Raw genomic sequence first — 16,473 nt, 5'->3', positions numbered from 1 at the left:
ATTGTGGTAAATTAAAATATCTATATTAGAACATTTTGTCCTAATATTATAGTCAAGGATAAATCTCTTGTTATCGATGATTCGAAAAATTCTCTCCGGCTTTTATTTCACCTATTGTATTCGATTATTCTTTTTATTTTTCTTTTTTCTTTTTCTTTCGGAATGTTCCGCCTATCGGAGAATTTTTCCAAAAGAAGATGAATTTTTAAAATCCCTCAACTTGCCAGAATGGGTGTTAGAATCTAACATCAAGTTAAGAGTTTTATCCGGCTTACAAGATCTTCCAAACCCGGAAGATTCTCTTCCGGAAGACGAGATCGCAAGTTTTGAAAACAAAACCAGAAGAATTCTGGCAACTTCTCCACAAGCAATGAAAGATCTTTTTGAAGCCACAGGTTGTATAGACGGTTCCAGACTTGCAGGAATCAGAGCCAACCGAATTACCGAAAAAGAAGAGGACGTTTGGTACGGAATTTGTCGAAACGGAAAAGAAGACGCGATCATCTTTCGTCTGTTTCAAATGGGGAATACGGATCTTTATAGAAAGTACGAAAAGGAAACTCTTCCGGCCTGGGAAGAAGCAAGAAAACTTGTAGCAAATAACCCGGATAAAGCAGTTAGACTTGCCAATCAAGTGATCGAATTAGAACCGGCACATCCCGCAGCCAGAAAACTACTCGGTCAATTGTATTTGAAAGGAGGCTATTGTAGAGGTTCTATCCGAAACTATAGACTTTATCTCAGAGTTATGCCTCTCGCCGGAGACAAGTGGAAAATACACGACCAACTCAAAGAGAAATGTGGAGAATTTTTAAAACCTGAGCCCCAAAAAGAAGAAGTAGTAGAACTTCCAGATGTAGATCCGGACGCAATGTAAACGGAATTAAAAAATAAGAATATTATAAAATCTTGAACTTGTGGAAACTAACATAAATCCGGATTTTACAAATAAATTCAGAAAATGTAGAAACTGCTACTTTATCAATCACCGAAGGTTGTAAATTTTCTTGAAAATTTGAAACGATAAAACCTACATATCATTTTTTCCCAACTCGAATTACTAAAACGATTTTTCCGTTGGGTTTTTCCACGACTTCAAATCCTTCTTCCTTAAGGGCTTTTTTGATTTTATAAAGACCGAAATTTACTACCTTAGATTGAAAATTCGGTTTTAGAGTAGGTTCTTGCATCTCTTTGAATATCGGAAAAATAGAAGTAGAATCTTAACTTATGTAAGAGTTTTCCTAAGACCAGAAGGTTCCTTGACAAGTATGACCTATAGATGTGTTATGAAACGGAATGGCGATTCGTATATTCTATTACTTTTCCACAGGAATGATTTTAATCGGTTTAGCTTTAGCGACCTATTCTCCCGATTTGTTCCAATGGGAAACTTTGGAATGGATCTACCAAAAAAGAACCTTTTTCCTATTCTCTTTTATTTTTATCACATCCGTAATTCTAATTTATCTGATTTACTGGAAGGCAAAAAGAGGAATCCTTCATTCTAAAAGTAAAACTGAAATCCATCTTCAAGAATCTCTGAACGAACTGGTTCAAGACAACCAATCCCTTTTTTCGTTTTTAAAAACGGCAACAGAATCTCTCGGAAAACAGATAGAAACTTCCAGACAAAATCTTTCTCCAGAATTTTTTTCCGCTTGTTCGACAGAATATCTAAAACTCACTCGGGAGTTCGAAACATCTTCCGAAATTTTTAAATCAATCCCTATCACTCCAGAGGAGGACCAAAAAAAAGACGGGATAAAATTTAAAATTTATGAATATTCAGAAATAATTAATCGCCATAGAAAACTTTCCAAAACCCTTGAAAAACTAAGAGAAGATTTAACTCGTCTTCGAGATAAGGTATCGAGATGAAAAATATTTTTTTTTCCAAATTAGCGATATTCATACTTATATTAAATTGTTCCTTTCCAACAAAAGAATCGGAAGTGTTAAGTTCCAATCAAGTGCTTCCTTTTTTGACTTTAGGAATTGGTAAAGATTCTCTCAGATCAATCGGTACAAAACGTTGGTTCTTTGGGGTCAAATCGATTCTTTTACATCATACTTATGGTTTAAAGGCGGTAGAATATCTAGACAAAAGCAGATCTTCAGGATGGATGATACATTTTATCGTTCTTGAAAACGGAAGTATATACGGAGTAAAAGAACCTTCTAAAATACTTTACAAAGCCGCGCCTGGAATGGACGAAAGCACAATCCACGTTTCTTGGGAAGGAAACGAAGATTCCATTTTAAAAAATGAGGTTCAGTTAAAATCTCTTGTCAATCTGGTTGAAACTCTTTCAAAAGAACATTCAATTCCTCTAAACAACTATGATATTGCTTCAAAAAAAGGAATTTTTACACACACTCAGAGTAAGAAAAAATTCGGCCGTTTTTTAGATACCGGAGAATGTGGAAGTGAAAAAGTGTTATCTTCCGTTCTTTTAAAACTCCAAGGAAAATTTTTTCCAGAAATAGAATGGAAAGATCGGTTTGCCTCTGGTTGGGTAATTCGCAAGGAAAAATTTACGGATTCATCCGGCAAAAAAATTGTTCAGACATACAACCGAGGCAGAGGTACAACATCCGCTCCAACCATAGAATTAAATTCAGTCGAAAAAACATCCGATGGAAAAGCCCCTGAAGAAAAAAGGCTTCGTTATAATCATCGTGGATCGATTTCTCCCGATTGTATCGTGTTACACTTTACTGCAATTCCTGATTATCAAAAAACTTTAGACGTATTAGAAAAACGGAATTTATCCGCTACGTTTCTTGCAGACCAAGATGGAAAAGTTTATCAACTCTTAGATTCCATCTTAGACGTTGCGGCAGCAGCGGCTGGAACAAATTCAAACTGTTTTCAAGTGGAAATTGTAGGAAAAGATACGGAAATGCTTTTAGCCAATAAGGAACAGACCAAAGCGGTGGTTCATCTCGTAAAAGAACTTTCCGAAAAATATAAGATTCCTCTTAACAATGAACGTATAGAATCCTTACGGGGTGTATATTCTCACACACAAGCCAAGAAAAAATGGGGAGGTTCCATTTATCTTGATGGAAAAGACTTTGATCCTGGCGAACCTTATATGAAAGAAATTTTAGATCAAGCTGGTGGAATTTATTATCCGGAAGAAAACTGGTTCGATAGACAAAGCGAAAATTGGATTCTTTTATTTACTGATTTTCAACCATAACAAATCGATCATAGAGTTGTTGAAAAATTCCATAGTGGCGAATTAACAAAACTACTTCAATCTAGCGTTCCCAAAAAATAAAAACAGAATTCATTTTTAAATAATTCTAATATTCAATTAAAACCATCTCTACCAATCGAAGACTACGTAATTTAAGTTTTGGTTTAAGCATTCACAATCCGTCTGAGTGTAAAGTTCTTACAAAAAAATCTCACCTACTCTCAAGACATAAACAACAAGGCTCTTTTCGAGCCTTGCAAAACGTTATACGAAATATTAATTATACTTCTGGATTTTCCAAAACGAGCGCAATTCCCTGACCACCTCCAATACAAAGGGAAGCAACTCCGTATTTCGCTTTTCTTCTTTTGAGTTCGTACGCCAGTGTAATCGTAACTCTGGCGCCGGAAGCTCCTAAAGGATGTCCGATCGCTACAGCACCACCATTTACATTGGTAATCTCCGGATTGAGTCCTAGTTCTTTTTGAACCGCAAGATATTGAGCTGCAAAAGCTTCATTTACTTCCACTAAACTCATATCCGAAAGTTTAAGACCCGCTTTTTTTAAAGCAGCCGGAATCGCAAGCGCCGGACCAATCCCCATTTTAGCAGGATCACAACCGGCGTGACCATAACCTCGGATAATCGCCAAAGGTTTTTTACCTAACTTCTTAGCATAAGAGGAAGAAGCCACGATTGTAGCAGCAGCACCGTCGTTTAAACCAGAAGCGTTTCCAGCAGTTACGGTTCCACCTTCTCTAAAAACCGCTTTTAGAGTTCCCAGTTTATCAACACCAGCGGCACCCTTAATAAATTCATCTTTTTCTAATATAACAGGTTTTTTACCCGGAATCGTAACGGCAAAAATTTCTTCTTTGAGACGTCCTTCCAAAGTAGCTTTTTCGGCACGCGTTTGAGAGATCCCTGCCCATTCATCCTGTTCTTGTCTGGAAATTTTATACTGATCAGCAAGGTTTTCAGCGGTCTGACCCATGATCAAACCTACATATTGATCGGTAAGACCTTGTTCTAAAGTATCCTCAAATTCTGCTGAACCGTAACGAACTCCCCAACGTGCGTTACGCACAACGTAAGGAGCATTGCTCATCGATTCCACCCCACCCGCAAGAACCGCGTCCGCATCACCTAGATAAATCTTTTTTGCTGCTTGGATAATAGCTTCCATGCCAGAACCACAAAGACGATTGAGAGTCAAAGCGGGAACTACTAAAGGGAGACCCGTTTTCAGACCGATATGACGTGCAAGATAAATTGCCTCTTTTCCAGTAGGAATTACGTTTCCAAAAATCGATTCTCCAATCGCGTCCGGAGAAACTCCCGTTTTCTCCAAAATAGCCTTAGAAGCCAAAACTCCCAGATCGACCGCACTTAAATCTTTTAAGGTTCCTCCGAAATTTCCGAACGGAGTTCTAATCCCATCCAGTATAACCGCCTCTTCCATAATTACTCCTAATAATTATAATATTCTAATTTTAAAATTCCATATAAAAAATATCGATCGCCACAAAAATTGTAAGTATAAAAACATAATACTTTTATAACTTATTTCATTTTGTATAGAATCAATTTTATTTGAAATGATAACAAAAGTTCAAATGGGTTGTATAAATTTTCACTTTAAAATTCACCTAATCTATCTTAGATGATTACTTCATTTTTCCGAGTTTCTTCCATCTTAATCCATCACGTTTCTAAAGATTCATCCTAAATTTTTGAAATAAAGAATTTTTGTCGTAACAAAAACTTCGGTCAAAATTACTACTCTAAAAAACTAATTTCCGCTACGCAAAAATTAAACCTTAGTTTGATTTCCTACTTTAGATCCAGATAAACCCGTTTTTTCTAGAACACCCAGTGTAAAATCGACATTTTGCTAAAAACAAAAATCATACCTTTATTTTTTCATTCCTAAGAATTTTTTCCTCATTTCCGCTCAAGAAAAAGACTACAAGCGATCTTAGAATCATCAGAAAAATGTGATGGAAGTAGCTCCTACGATTTTTTTGGAAACCGTCTTGTAAGAAAATTGAAATCTGGGTAGTTCCCACAAATTTCATTTTCACAGTTTTTTCCACCTATCAAACGATAAAAGAAAACATTCCTCTAAGTCCTTAAAAAAATTTCGATTTTTTTCAAAACTTTCTTTAAATATAAATGGTTTTGCTTTCAAGCACAAGAAGTAGAATAAAATTAAAGCCGCCTATTTTTTCATCTCGAAAAAACCAAACGAAACTCATAAATACGACTTCAGAAAACACAAATTACAAATTACAAATTGGAATTTACGAAAGAATCAAAACGTAATAGCAAGTTATTGTTATTCGTTTGATTTTTTTAATAAAGTAGAATTGAATAAAAAAGACTACAAATATAAAAAAGACATTTAACGATTCATAACTTGATAGAGTAAAACCTAAAAAATGACAGTGGCGCGGCATAAGAGAAGATCTAGAAACAGTTTAAACAGAGAAAATATCGTACAAGTTGCAATGGAAATCCTTCAAGAAAAAGGAATCGACGGACTTTCCATGAGAAAGATCGCCGAAAAATTGGACTGCAGCGTAGCAAGTCCGTATTCTCATTTCAAAAGTCAGGAAGAAATTATACAAGTACTGATTGCTAAAGGAGAAACCGAATTAACTCAACTTTTACGGAACGCGCAGAAAAATGGAAAAAACGCGTTCGAACAGTTGGCGGGAATCGCACGGGCTTATTGGGATTTTTCCTTAAACAATAAAGAATTACATAAAGTAATGTTTAATACAGTTCATGGACACATGCACCGAAAGGCATTCCCAAGTTTACCTACCAGTTATAGAGTATTTTTAGAAACCATACGAAACGGTTGTGCCAGCCAAGAATTCAAACTACCTAAATCAGAATATCCAGCAATCGCAAGAATGATGTGGGCCTGGATGTATGGATTGATGGTATTAGATCTTACGAATATGCTAAAACGTCGTCGTGGAGGAAAAGACGATCCGTTAACCGAAGGTTTTTTATATTTCCAAAAAATTCTTTTAGAGGAATGAATTTTCAGATAACTCTAAAATTATAAAAGTAATTCTAGATTTTCGAATATAATTCCGAAAAGTTTTATCCGAATAACAACAATGTGTATTTAAAAAAGTAAAGACCATACTTAAAATTAATAATCGAGTTGTTGAAAAATGAATCGCCACTTAGTTTCTGTTTTATGGAAACGGTCGATTGAAGCAGTTTTATTGATCGTCACTATGAAATTTTTCAACAACTCTAATATTATTTCGATCAGCAAATTGCAGAAATATTCTAATAAAACAAAATCTTTCAGAACTCTAATTCAATTGGAAATGTAAAACCGAAAAAATGATCCTTACTACGTTTTAAATTGTGAGATTTATATTCATTTTTAATTTTTTCAAGAAGGTTTTGAAATGCACTTTTAGAATAAAGTAAAATCCAACAAATTATAAAACCTGATAAATCGATTTACAAAAACTTAAAGGACACTTGTATAGTTTATGCATCTAGAATATGTACTACTTTTGCCGACAAAACCTTTTCGAAGAGACAAACACTTTAGAGATCGTTACTCCAACGGATCGTATCTGGATCTCTGGTAAAAAATTTTCCGAACCAATATCTCAACGGACACTTGATCTCGATCCTGAGTACGGCACTGAACTGGCGGATTTCTTCGATACGAGCTGGACAGTGATGTCGGATAAACTTATTCAAGCATTCAGTGAAATAGGAGTCAAAAATTTCGACTCCTATCCAATGACCTTACGTAGAGTGGACACTGGTGAAAAATATCATAATTTCAGCGCCGTAAACTTTATCGGTGAAATCGATGCGATCGATCGAGAAAAATCGCTGTTTACGCCTAATGCTCTTAGAAAATTTAAATCCATTGTCATCTCGTCTGAAAAAGTAGACGATTTAAAAAGTTTTAGACTTGTAGATGGTCCCGGATTACTCGTTGTAACCGAAGCCGTGGCCAATTACTTACGAAAATGGGATTTTAAAGCATTACTTCTGCAACCGACACAAGAATATGATGGAGTTTGAATAAAAGCAATTATGCTGGTTCTCATTTAAATAATAGAGTTGTTGAAAAATTGGTAAAATTCTTGTACCGATACCTGAAGATACAACTCTATGTGTAATGATATCGAAAGAAAAAGTTTTAAAGAATCTTAGAATGTCGCAAGCCTTGCTTGGTGTCTCCCATCAAGAATTCAAAACACTCTGCGTACCCTTTGGCCTTGCGTATTTATCTTTGAAAGAAGAAATAAAACATAATTTTACCAAAGGTAGAAAATCAATCTTACAGGATATAGAAGAGAATTTATTTTTTATTCTTTTTTATCTAAAAACTTATCCGACCTACGACGTCTTGGGAGCGGTATTTAAAATGGATAGGACTACTGCTTGTAAGTTGGTAAAGCTTTTGGCGGAAGTTTTATTTCTTTCACTTGGTTCAATGAATACTCTTCCCGCAAATGAAATTTCCGATCTCAAAAAAAAGTTGAAGAAGTTAAAAAAACTGAAGTATGTAATCATAGATGGAACAGAAAGGCCCATCAGAAGGCCAACAGGTAAGGATTTACAAAAAGAATTCTACTCTAGGAAAAAAGAAAAGACATACGATTAAAAACTTAATTTTGACAAGTAAAGATAAAGCAATCTTATTCTTATCGAACACGATATCTGGTAAAACGCACGATCTTAAAGTTGCGGAGAATACGATGATTACTTCTGCGATTCCTAAAGATGTGGTATGTATCCTTGACTCCGGTTTTGAAGGAATTGAATAGACATCAAAAAAAGTGAATATTATCAAACCGAAAAAGAAACCTAAGAAAAGAGAACTTACCGCTACACAAAAAGCAAAGAATACAAGAATTAGTAAAAAAAGGATTTTCGTAGAAAATGCTTTTGCCGGTATTAAAAGATTTAGAATTACATCGGATGTCATTAGATGTTTTAGAAAAGACTTTAAACATCTCGTTTTTGTTTTAGCCGCAGGGCTTTGGAACCTTCATTTATTTTTTAATAAACGTTTTAATTACTAATTTTTCAACAACTCTAATATAAATCTGTCGGAATTACGACAAATCCTCTGTAAAACTTATACCCATTTGTCGAGCGCCAATAGAAACAAGACGCTGAGTTTGAGAGACTTCTCTCTATCAAAAAAACATATTTTTTCCAAGTAAAAAGACCCATTCTTGTCGGAACACTTGAAAAATATGACATGTATTTTATAACTTTTAATGTAGTAGGAGCTCTTACATTCATTTGTAGAGATAATTAATTTTTAGTTTTTAAAAACATAGTAATTCCCACAGGTTACGTATCATTGGCGATAACGAACAAGTTTCTAAAAGTTTAGTTCAAAACTTTAAAAAATACCTAAAAGGAACTCTATAAAATCCCAAAAGGATAATTGTCTAATCAAATTTTCATATAAAAATTAGATATAAAAAACTATTACAATTTTAAAATTACATAACTTTCTACAATCAAATGCAAATTATATTAGTATTTCATAATAGAAGAATCAACTTCATCCGAATAAAGCAAAATCCCACCTTCCACATTATACACTTTTGAAAAGCCGAACTGTTTTAACATTTCACAGGCCATTGCGGAACGTCCACCGGAGCGACAATATACAATCACATCTTTACCCGATTGTTTCCAAGAATCGATCTCAGCAAACCTATTGGAAAGTTCTCCAACCGGAATTAAAAGATCTGTCCCTTTGATCGTACAAATATCCACTTCGTTAGGATTTCTTACATCCAAAAGATAAAACGAATCTTTTGCTGTTTCTCTCAGATCCAATCGAGACTTTAGCTCTTTTGGTGTCATACACAATCTTCCTCATTATAAAAATAGAATATAAAACTAAATAAATTTGCTTTTCTATTTGGTCAAACAAACTTAAAAAAATTCATATCCCCTATTAAAGCGAACAAATTATTTTATTTTCACAAAAAGAAAAATAAATTTTTAGACAACTCTGATCGTTTTAATAATTTCCTAAGCATAAAGACAGTGTCAAAACAAACAATAATATAGAAGTTCTCGCAAATGTCTCTATTTTGGAATAAAAAGAATCTAGAAACAACGTTAAAGAATAGTTTAGATAGTTACTACAAGTCATCTCAAAAATACGTTATCTTTGTTTAAAATGCCTATTCCAATTAGTCTAAGATATTTTTGAGACGACTTGTAGTAATCTTTAAAAGCATATTGGCGATTTTTTGATTTAGCAATCGTAAAAAAACAATTCCGGACAAAATTTGATTTTATAAAAGTTTACTTTAGTAATTCCTAATTTAAAGTTCCAGAAAGTTCTTCCAATTCTAATTGGAGTGATTCCCATTCCGAAGTCAGACGTATAATTTCGTTTCGGGTTTCGTTCAAATTATCCAATTCTAATTGATAACTACGATTCTTAAAAAAGTCGGGATCGGCTAAAACTTCTTCCAAATTCTTTTTTGACTTTTCTAAAAGTTCAATCTTAGTTTCCAGTTGCTCTAAATCTTTCTGAACCTTTTTGATTCTGTTTTTATCTGAATTTTTCTTAGAACGCGTTTGCCCGATTTCTTCTTTTTTAGAAACCGAACTTTCAGGTTGTAGCTTCGAAGGTATGGTCTCTTGCAGATTGTATTTCAAATAATCCGCAAACGTGCAGTTAAAATCTCGGATTTGCCCTTTATCCACAGAAATAGTGCGATTACAAAGATTTCTTAAAAATTCTGGATCGTGAGAAATGATTAGAAGAGAACCTTCATATTCTATCAACGCTCTAAGTAAATTGTCCCGAACCACCAAATCCAAATGGTTGGTAGGTTCGTCCAAAAAAATAGCATTAGCAGGAAAACGAACAAGCATTGCAAGACGAAGACGGCTTTGTTCTCCACCCGAAAGAAGACCGGTTTGTTTATAAACAGAATCGTCCGAAAAGGAAAAATAACCCAAAAGACTTCTAGCTTGTTGTTCCGAAAGATCCGGATAAGCAGATATAACAGTTTGAATCAGATTTTTAGAAGAATCCAATTCTTCGTGGTGATTTTGCGAAAAATAACCAATTTTTGTTTTAGGTCCGTAATAAATTTTACCAGAAGTTAATTTATGAATTTCTAATAAACAACGAAGGAACGTGGATTTTCCGGCACCGTTAGGACCTACGACTGCAATCTTATCACCTGCTGAAATTTCCAGATTAGTTCCACTGAAAATAAATGGAGTTTTACCCGAGTAAGAAAAAGCTCCGTTTTCAATTCTCGCAATAATTTTTCCGGAAGATATAAAATTAAAATGATAATCCGATTTGGAATCCCAAAAGGATTCTTCAGGCGTCTCCACCTTATCTCTTTTTTCAAGTTTTTTGATCGCAGATTGAACTTGTTTCGCTTTAGAAGCCTTTGCGCGAAAACGTTCAATCCATTCCATTCTTTTTTTGAGATAAGTTTCTTCCTTTCGAAACTGAGCCCTAAGTTTTTCTTGAAGTTCATTTTTATGTTCAAAATATTCCTCTAAGGTTCCTCGAAATTCTATAACGTCGGAAGATGAAAGTTCCGCAATCGTATCACAAGTTGCATTCAAAAATTCTGGATCGTGAGTTACGAGTACAAAAGATTGACCGGTAGAATTAAGATAATCCGCCAACCATTCTTTAGAAGTATTGTCTAAATGATTGGTAGGTTCGTCTAACAGTAATAAATTGCCAGGATTTAAAAGAGTGATCGCTAGACCAAGACGATGTTGATAACCCGGAGAAAATTCCCGGACTTTCATTTCCATCTGAACATTAGAAAATCCTAATCCGCTTAAAACCTTGCGAGCTTTGGATTCTAGTTCGTGTACTTCATATGTAAACGCATATTCTTCCAAATTACTTTGTTCATCCAGAACTGCAGTAAATTCCTTCGAATCATGAGAAACAAGATCAAACTTACGATTGATTTCTTTCAAACGTTCTGAATATTCCCGATAATGTTTATGTTTTTCTAATGCAGTATCGATGACAGATGCTTCAGGATTAAATTCTGGAATTTGTTGGAATACTGAAATTTCGGTGTTTTTGGATTTTGCTACACTTCCTTCATCCGGAATAAATTTTCCCTCCGCAATCCTAAACAAAGTCGACTTACCGGAACCGTTTGGACCCACAAGACAAACGCGGGAACCCGGTTTGATATGCCAGGAAAATCCGTTAAACAATACGTTAGAACCGTACTGATGTTTTATGTCGATGAATTGAAGCAAGGATAGAAATATTAGGAAAAATAAAAACGAGCAGGAATTGGTCCGTCAAAAATAGACGGACCGGAAAGAAATTATTTCTTACCTTTTACTGCGAGTTCTTCCAATCTTGCATTAAGATGCAAAATGTATTTGCTGGAAGAGCCGTTCATTTTTTCTTTGGAAGTTTGGATCGCAGCATTAATTTCTGCTACGGTCATTTTATTGATTTTTTTGTTCTTCTTTTCTTGAGTTTCTTCAGACATGAATATTCCGCCAAATAATCTTAAGCCAGATTTTTAGACTCAACAAGATTCGACAACCGATTTTAAGGTCAAATTTCTGTATGTAATTTATCACTTTAGGTTTATCACAAAAATTACGACTCAGACGCATAATAATATACTATCTGTCTTAAACTTACAATTTTCGGTTAGATATAATTTTTTAAGAACTTCTGTATCTTGCAAAATCGATTGTTAATTTTTGTTACTATTTCAAATAGTAAAATCTTATGAATATTGATCGTAAAACACTGTTTTGAGTGAGAAATTGCCGGGACTTTTGTTATGGTCTTTGAGTAATAATGAGTTTGTTTTTAGAAAACTAAAAAGTTTTTTAAAAGTGTGAGTTCCCACATTCATTTTTTACGGGCCAGGCTCTTATTTAAAGTATCTTGAATTTTGTAAGTTTTACTGTAAAAATTCCAGATTCGTGGTAGTTCCCACAGATTATGTCATTTTTAACCACTACAAATTATAAAATCGAACAGCCCTTTATATTCATTCTAGTTTTCAATGGATCAGGATCACTTTTTTGTAAGTGTTATGGAAAAATTTTGCAGCAGTTCCCACATCTCAAAGTTTTTACTTAAAATCTCAGACTTTCCGTAGTTCCAAAGTCAGACTTATAAATGTGGGAACTCACATAAATTTAACAACAAAATGTGCTTCCAAAACAAGTAAATTGATTCGAGAGCATAATCTGTGGGAACTACTATTTCCTGTGAAGATCTGATCCAATGATTGCGCTGGTTGCTTTTAAAACTTTGAAACGGACTCTTGAATGTTTCATTTAAAGTGACATAATTTTCAGAAAGTATAAGATCAAAATTGAATTCTAAAATGTGGGAACTCACACCCCTAATATATTTTTCTCTTTGATTTTTTATCCACTTATCTATCTTTAAAAGTTCAGCAACGAAAAGAACTCTTTGGAGTTTATCACTATGGTTCAAAATTTCTTCTCAACAAAAGAATCGTTTTTTCCTCTTTTACTTCGACTCGGTCTTTCAATTTGTATTTTTCCACACGGAGCTCAAAAACTTTTAGGTTGGTTCGGAGGCGCGGGCTACGAAGCATCCATGGATTATCTAGTAAACACCGCCCAATTTCCGACCACCTTATCTACTTTAGCAATCGTATCTGAATTTTTCGGATCAATCGGTATTTTATTAGGTTTTTGCACAAGGCTTTCCGCATTCGGAATTACGTGTACTTTGGCAGTTGCCGGATGGGCTCACAAAGAAATCGGTTTTTTTATGAACTGGTTCGGTAACCAAAACGGAGAAGGATTTGAATACCACATCCTTTCAGTTTCTATGGGACTTTCACTTTTACTTTTCGGAGGAGGTTCTTGGTCCTTAGATTCTTGGATCTATGACCGCTTAGATTCCTGATAAACAAGAATTTATCTTAAAATTTAAAATATCGGGTAACACTGAAAAGAAACATTAGAAAGTTAAATCACTTTACAAACCATAAAATAAAAAGCCGCCTGGATCTTAATCAAGCGGCTTAATTTATAGAAAAATAAAATAGAGTTGTTGAAAAATTCAATAGCGACGATTAACAAAACTGTTTTAATTACCGTTTCCATAAAACAGATGGAGAATTTAATAATTCAACAACTCTAATCTTAATATTTAATCTTATCTATTGCATCTTCGTCCAGAATATATGAACCCTGCAAAGTTTGAACCACTAGTTTTCCTTTTTTTTGAGAAACAACTACACCTCTCAACTCTCTTCCATCTTTCATAATAATACGTTCAATACTAAGATCATAAACTTTGCTTAACTCTTCTTCGGTTTTTGCGGATTTTAAATTCTGAACGTCTAAAAGAAGTTCGCTATCTAAACTTCCAAGATTCTTTCTCATTTCTTTATATTCCGGTAGAGTAGCATTTAGTTTAGAAATATCAATCGATTCGATTTCTCCGTCCTTGTTTACGGTCACTAATTTACTTTTTTCTAATATATATATATTCTTTGTAGAGTTCAAAGAAATTACTTCTACAGCTCCTTCCACAACAAAAACCATAGATTCGTTTTCGGACGCATTAACTTCAAAAGAAGTCCCTCTCACAGCAGCAACCGCAGAAGGAGTTTCTACATAAAAGTTACTCGTTTTTTTCTCTTTTTCTATTATGTTTAATACCCTACCAGAAGCTAAATTGATTTTAATCTGAAATCCGTTGTCTTCTCTTAACTGTTTCAAAATCAATTTACTATTTTCTTTCACTCGCACTACGCTAGAATCGGTTAAACTTATGTCCAACGCCCCGCCCGCACCGGTAAGAATTATATCAGATTCATTTAAAAGATCGCCTCGATGCAATTTCATCTCTTCGTCTCTCATAACAGAAACCTGACCTTTTACAAAAACTACGGCAGCTCTTAAAGTAGTCCCTCGGACAATTTCAGACTCAGGCTTTGAAGTACGAAAGGTGATCCAAACTCCAATCGTAAATAATAAAATAGCAGCAGCGGCTAACCACATCATCTTTGGAAAGCGAAGAATAACGGCGGTGGGGACATTCATGATTTTGTCCTCTACGATAAAACGAGGTTGCTTTCCAATCCAATTCGGATCAAAAGCAGGAAGTTGGGTTGTTGGACCCTTTTCTTTTAGGAATTTCTCATATCCTTCAAATCCGGGAGTATTTGTTTTATTTTCCATATTTATGCTGCCCGTGTTTGCGTCGCTTCCTGTTCGTTAAACAAAACTAAATGAGTCAATTTGAGCTTTTTTTTCCATTTCTAATTTTTTTTATAATAACAGTCCTAATTCTTCACTTCTGGAAGTATAAAAAGAATCAAAAATATTTTATTATATATAATTCGCAGGTTGAAAACCTATTTTTTTACCTTCTTGGGCCAAAGCCTTCTCGGCCCTTTCAATCAATCTGGAAACACCGGAAATACTCATTCCAAGAATTTTAGAAATTTCATCTAGTTTCAAATCCTGTTGGTATCTTAAAAGTAAAGCTTCTTTATATTCAGTAGAAATTGTGTCTAAGAGCGAATCTATGATATTTTTTACATCCGATTGATCGATTTTTTCCAACACAGAAAATTCAGGACTTGGAGATTTAGACGTGAAACTACTACCTGTATCTTCTCCTACGAGAGATACGTTTCGCTGATAATAAGATTTAGAATGATTAATAATCAAATTTCTTGCAATTCTAAATAAAATCATTCTACAAGAAGTAGAATCTGGAATGTCCCTATTTTCATAATATTTAAAAAAGTTTAGAAAAGAATCGTGTAGTATATCTTGGGCAGAATTTTCGTCATAGAACGATTTTCTTATATAATGAAATAAATCGTCTTTATTGTGGTTATAGAGTTTTTCTAACTCGGAAGTATGTGCCACGGTAATAAAGAATCACCAATTCCTACTTGTTTTTTCAAGCAAAAAGATAATTTATTGCACAAAAGATGAATTTTAAAATTTCATGACTGAAAATCATAATTCTATGTCTCGAACGTATAAACTTATAACCTCTTCGGGAATTTTCGTTTTAATGATTCTATTCTCTTTACCTCTAACAGCAAGTTCAATCGTTCTTAAAAACGGAAAAACTCTTCAAGGTAAAATTATCAATCAATCCAGAACCGAAGTTCAAATAGAAGTGAATGGCAAATTACAAACCATTCCTAAAGCCGAAATTTCCGAGATCAATTTGAAAGGTCCTAAAAAAGAAGAATCCAAAAAAAAAGAGACTACCACCACCAAACCGCCAATTAACCATCCGATTACGACTCAATCTTCTTGGCAAGATGCCAGATGGGCAATCACGGGGCGATCTGCAATTATTCCCGGTTGGGGTCAATGGAAAGTAGGACAAAAAAGATGGGCGATCATTGGTTTTTTACTTTTTGCAGGCGCTGCTTTATATGTTAACAATTGTAAAGAAAAAGCCATAACAGAAGAAAACGATTATAAAATCAATTCAACCGCAATCACAATTGTTGCATTTGCAGATCCGAATTTAAACCCGACCAGTTCCGATGAAACGGTTCGTACAACCGCTTTGGTCACTAGAATTTTAACCACGGCGGCCGCAACCAATCCTTATTTTAACAGTTATGATCGTGCTACCTCTCAATACAACCAAGCTCAATGGTTGTTAGGCGCTATTTACGGATTACAACTGCTTCATACTTTTTTATTGGCTAAGGATTATCAAAAGTTACAATCCTTACTTTCAAATCCAAATCCGGAAGGATGGAAATTTTCAGCTGCCGTAGTTAGAAATCAAATCAACGGATCTACAGAAATTACACCTAATTTCGTTTATACGATTCGATTTTAAAATTTTCCAAAACCAAACTCGGTCATAAAAACTCCAATGGGCAGGTCAGTATTCAGAGAGCCGTTGCATCAATTTTTTTGGGACAGATTCTTATTGTTTCAACTGGTTAAAACACCTATCAAAGTTTATCCCAAAAATCAATCTTCAAACAAATCCGGATATGGTCTCTCGTTCTTTTGTAAAAACGCAGTAGTTCCCACAGATTTTTTTTGCTAAGTGACGCGAAAGGGATCGATGAATGAGCTTAGCAGAACGCTTTCTATCATAACCAACGCCACAAGTATTTGGATCTCAATATTAAATCTGTGGGAATTATGACAAATCCTCTGTAAAACTAGTTCCCACTCCACAACGCGACCCATAGGAAAGCGTTGTGCTGAGTTTCCAACGCGATTC

General features: G+C 34.5%; 15 protein-coding genes and 1 pseudogene. 9 read left to right on the top strand and 7 right to left on the bottom strand.

Annotation, left to right across the window (positions count from 1 at the left end; all coding sequences use genetic code 11):
• The first annotated feature begins 67 nt into the window (after nt 1-67).
• Nucleotides 68-877, top strand: coding sequence for a tetratricopeptide repeat protein (locus LEP1GSC059_RS08295; RefSeq protein ID WP_020980609.1), 810 nt, complete (start codon nt 68-70; stop codon nt 875-877).
• Between the two features lie 160 nt (nt 878-1,037).
• Here the strand turns inward: LEP1GSC059_RS08295 and LEP1GSC059_RS22965 are convergent, their stop codons facing one another.
• On the bottom strand, nt 1,038-1,190 hold the full coding sequence (locus LEP1GSC059_RS22965; RefSeq protein ID WP_002149550.1) for a hypothetical protein: 153 nt from the start codon (nt 1,188-1,190) through the stop codon (nt 1,038-1,040).
• A 109-nt stretch (nt 1,191-1,299) separates the two neighbouring features.
• On the opposite strand from LEP1GSC059_RS22965, the gene LEP1GSC059_RS08290 reads away from it, so the two are divergent.
• Nucleotides 1,300-1,881: a hypothetical protein gene (locus tag LEP1GSC059_RS08290; RefSeq protein ID WP_017213907.1), complete on the top strand. Its 582-nt coding sequence runs from the start codon at nt 1,300-1,302 to the stop codon at nt 1,879-1,881.
• Nucleotides 1,878-3,209 (top strand): peptidoglycan recognition protein family protein, encoded by a 1,332-nt coding sequence (locus LEP1GSC059_RS08285; protein WP_020980588.1) that lies wholly within the window; start codon nt 1,878-1,880, stop codon nt 3,207-3,209. The genes LEP1GSC059_RS08290 and LEP1GSC059_RS08285 overlap by 4 nt, the downstream gene beginning before the upstream one ends.
• 280 nt (nt 3,210-3,489) lie before the next feature.
• On the opposite strand, the gene LEP1GSC059_RS08280 is transcribed toward LEP1GSC059_RS08285, so the two are convergent.
• Nucleotides 3,490-4,671, bottom strand: a complete 1,182-nt coding sequence (locus LEP1GSC059_RS08280; protein WP_002178262.1) for an acetyl-CoA C-acetyltransferase — start codon at nt 4,669-4,671, stop codon at nt 3,490-3,492.
• A gap of 979 nt (nt 4,672-5,650) precedes the next feature.
• Here LEP1GSC059_RS08280 and LEP1GSC059_RS08275 point away from each other — a divergent pair.
• From LEP1GSC059_RS08275 to LEP1GSC059_RS24150, 4 genes and pseudogenes are all read left to right on the top strand, one after another.
• Nucleotides 5,651-6,262, top strand: a complete 612-nt coding sequence (locus LEP1GSC059_RS08275; protein WP_002178265.1) for a TetR/AcrR family transcriptional regulator — start codon at nt 5,651-5,653, stop codon at nt 6,260-6,262.
• Between the two features lie 484 nt (nt 6,263-6,746).
• Entirely contained in the window at nt 6,747-7,283 is a 537-nt protein-coding gene (locus LEP1GSC059_RS24655; protein ID WP_017213905.1) for an imm11 family protein, read from the top strand.
• A gap of 97 nt (nt 7,284-7,380) precedes the next feature.
• Entirely contained in the window at nt 7,381-7,869 is a 489-nt protein-coding gene (locus tag LEP1GSC059_RS08260) for a helix-turn-helix domain-containing protein (RefSeq protein WP_020980605.1), read from the top strand.
• Nucleotides 7,781-8,290, top strand: a pseudogene (locus tag LEP1GSC059_RS24150) (transposase family protein). The gene LEP1GSC059_RS08260 and the pseudogene LEP1GSC059_RS24150 overlap by 89 nt, the downstream one beginning before the upstream one ends.
• 466 nt (nt 8,291-8,756) lie before the next feature.
• On the opposite strand, the gene LEP1GSC059_RS08250 reads toward LEP1GSC059_RS24150, so the two are convergent.
• The 3 genes from LEP1GSC059_RS08250 to LEP1GSC059_RS23620 all read right to left on the bottom strand — a co-directional run bounded on the left by LEP1GSC059_RS08250 (nt 8,757) and on the right by LEP1GSC059_RS23620 (nt 11,740).
• Nucleotides 8,757-9,092, bottom strand: coding sequence for a rhodanese-like domain-containing protein (locus tag LEP1GSC059_RS08250; RefSeq protein ID WP_002178260.1), 336 nt, complete (start codon nt 9,090-9,092; stop codon nt 8,757-8,759).
• Between the two features lie 465 nt (nt 9,093-9,557).
• Nucleotides 9,558-11,453, bottom strand: a complete 1,896-nt coding sequence (locus LEP1GSC059_RS08245) for an ABC-F family ATP-binding cassette domain-containing protein (RefSeq protein WP_017213903.1) — start codon at nt 11,451-11,453, stop codon at nt 9,558-9,560.
• A gap of 116 nt (nt 11,454-11,569) precedes the next feature.
• A complete protein-coding gene (locus tag LEP1GSC059_RS23620) occupies nt 11,570-11,740 on the bottom strand; it encodes a hypothetical protein (protein ID WP_001288293.1) in 171 nt (56 codons plus the stop codon).
• A gap of 962 nt (nt 11,741-12,702) precedes the next feature.
• On the opposite strand from LEP1GSC059_RS23620, the gene LEP1GSC059_RS08240 reads away from it, so the two are divergent.
• Nucleotides 12,703-13,152 (top strand): DoxX family protein, encoded by a 450-nt coding sequence (locus tag LEP1GSC059_RS08240; protein ID WP_017213902.1) that lies wholly within the window; start codon nt 12,703-12,705, stop codon nt 13,150-13,152.
• A gap of 239 nt (nt 13,153-13,391) precedes the next feature.
• Here LEP1GSC059_RS08240 and LEP1GSC059_RS08235 read toward each other — a convergent pair whose 3' ends face one another.
• Both LEP1GSC059_RS08235 and LEP1GSC059_RS08230 read right to left on the bottom strand, forming a co-directional pair.
• Entirely contained in the window at nt 13,392-14,435 is a 1,044-nt protein-coding gene (locus LEP1GSC059_RS08235; RefSeq protein WP_020980619.1) for a FecR family protein, read from the bottom strand.
• Nucleotides 14,436-14,585: 150 nt separating this feature from the next.
• Complete coding sequence (locus LEP1GSC059_RS08230; protein WP_002179770.1) at nt 14,586-15,134, bottom strand: RNA polymerase sigma factor; 549 nt, start codon at nt 15,132-15,134, stop codon at nt 14,586-14,588.
• Between the two features lie 103 nt (nt 15,135-15,237).
• On the opposite strand from LEP1GSC059_RS08230, the gene LEP1GSC059_RS08225 reads away from it, so the two are divergent.
• The gene (locus tag LEP1GSC059_RS08225) at nt 15,238-16,077 is read left to right on the top strand and encodes an LA_0442/LA_0875 N-terminal domain-containing protein (protein ID WP_036057329.1); all 840 of its coding nucleotides are present in this window, start codon (nt 15,238-15,240) and stop codon (nt 16,075-16,077) included.
• Nucleotides 16,078-16,473: the final 396 nt, after the last annotated feature.

Origin of the sequence: Leptospira noguchii serovar Panama str. CZ214, from assembly GCF_000306255.2 — a bacterium.
Lineage (GTDB): Bacteria > Spirochaetota > Leptospiria > Leptospirales > Leptospiraceae > Leptospira > Leptospira noguchii.
The sequence above is the reverse complement of the archived record's forward strand: the minus strand, read 5'-3'. Positions and strand labels throughout refer to the sequence as shown.

Bases quoted from the DNA above. Each gene is read 5' to 3' on its own strand.
- LEP1GSC059_RS22965 (WP_002149550.1), bottom strand. From the start codon at position 1,190: ATGCAAGAACCTACTCTAAAACCGAATTTTCAATCTAAGGTAGTAAAT.
- LEP1GSC059_RS08290 (WP_017213907.1), top strand. From the start codon at position 1,300: ATGGCGATTCGTATATTCTATTACTTTTCCACAGGAATGATTTTAATC.
- LEP1GSC059_RS08285 (WP_020980588.1), top strand. From the start codon at position 1,878: ATGAAAAATATTTTTTTTTCCAAATTAGCGATATTCATACTTATATTA.
- LEP1GSC059_RS08280 (WP_002178262.1), bottom strand. From the start codon at position 4,671: ATGGAAGAGGCGGTTATACTGGATGGGATTAGAACTCCGTTCGGAAAT.
- LEP1GSC059_RS08275 (WP_002178265.1), top strand. From the start codon at position 5,651: ATGACAGTGGCGCGGCATAAGAGAAGATCTAGAAACAGTTTAAACAGA.
- LEP1GSC059_RS24655 (WP_017213905.1), top strand. From the start codon at position 6,747: ATGTACTACTTTTGCCGACAAAACCTTTTCGAAGAGACAAACACTTTA.
- LEP1GSC059_RS08260 (WP_020980605.1), top strand. From the start codon at position 7,381: ATGATATCGAAAGAAAAAGTTTTAAAGAATCTTAGAATGTCGCAAGCC.
- LEP1GSC059_RS08250 (WP_002178260.1), bottom strand. From the start codon at position 9,092: ATGACACCAAAAGAGCTAAAGTCTCGATTGGATCTGAGAGAAACAGCA.
- LEP1GSC059_RS23620 (WP_001288293.1), bottom strand. From the start codon at position 11,740: ATGTCTGAAGAAACTCAAGAAAAGAAGAACAAAAAAATCAATAAAATG.
- LEP1GSC059_RS08240 (WP_017213902.1), top strand. From the start codon at position 12,703: ATGGTTCAAAATTTCTTCTCAACAAAAGAATCGTTTTTTCCTCTTTTA.
- LEP1GSC059_RS08235 (WP_020980619.1), bottom strand. From the start codon at position 14,435: ATGGAAAATAAAACAAATACTCCCGGATTTGAAGGATATGAGAAATTC.
- LEP1GSC059_RS08225 (WP_036057329.1), top strand. From the start codon at position 15,238: ATGTCTCGAACGTATAAACTTATAACCTCTTCGGGAATTTTCGTTTTA.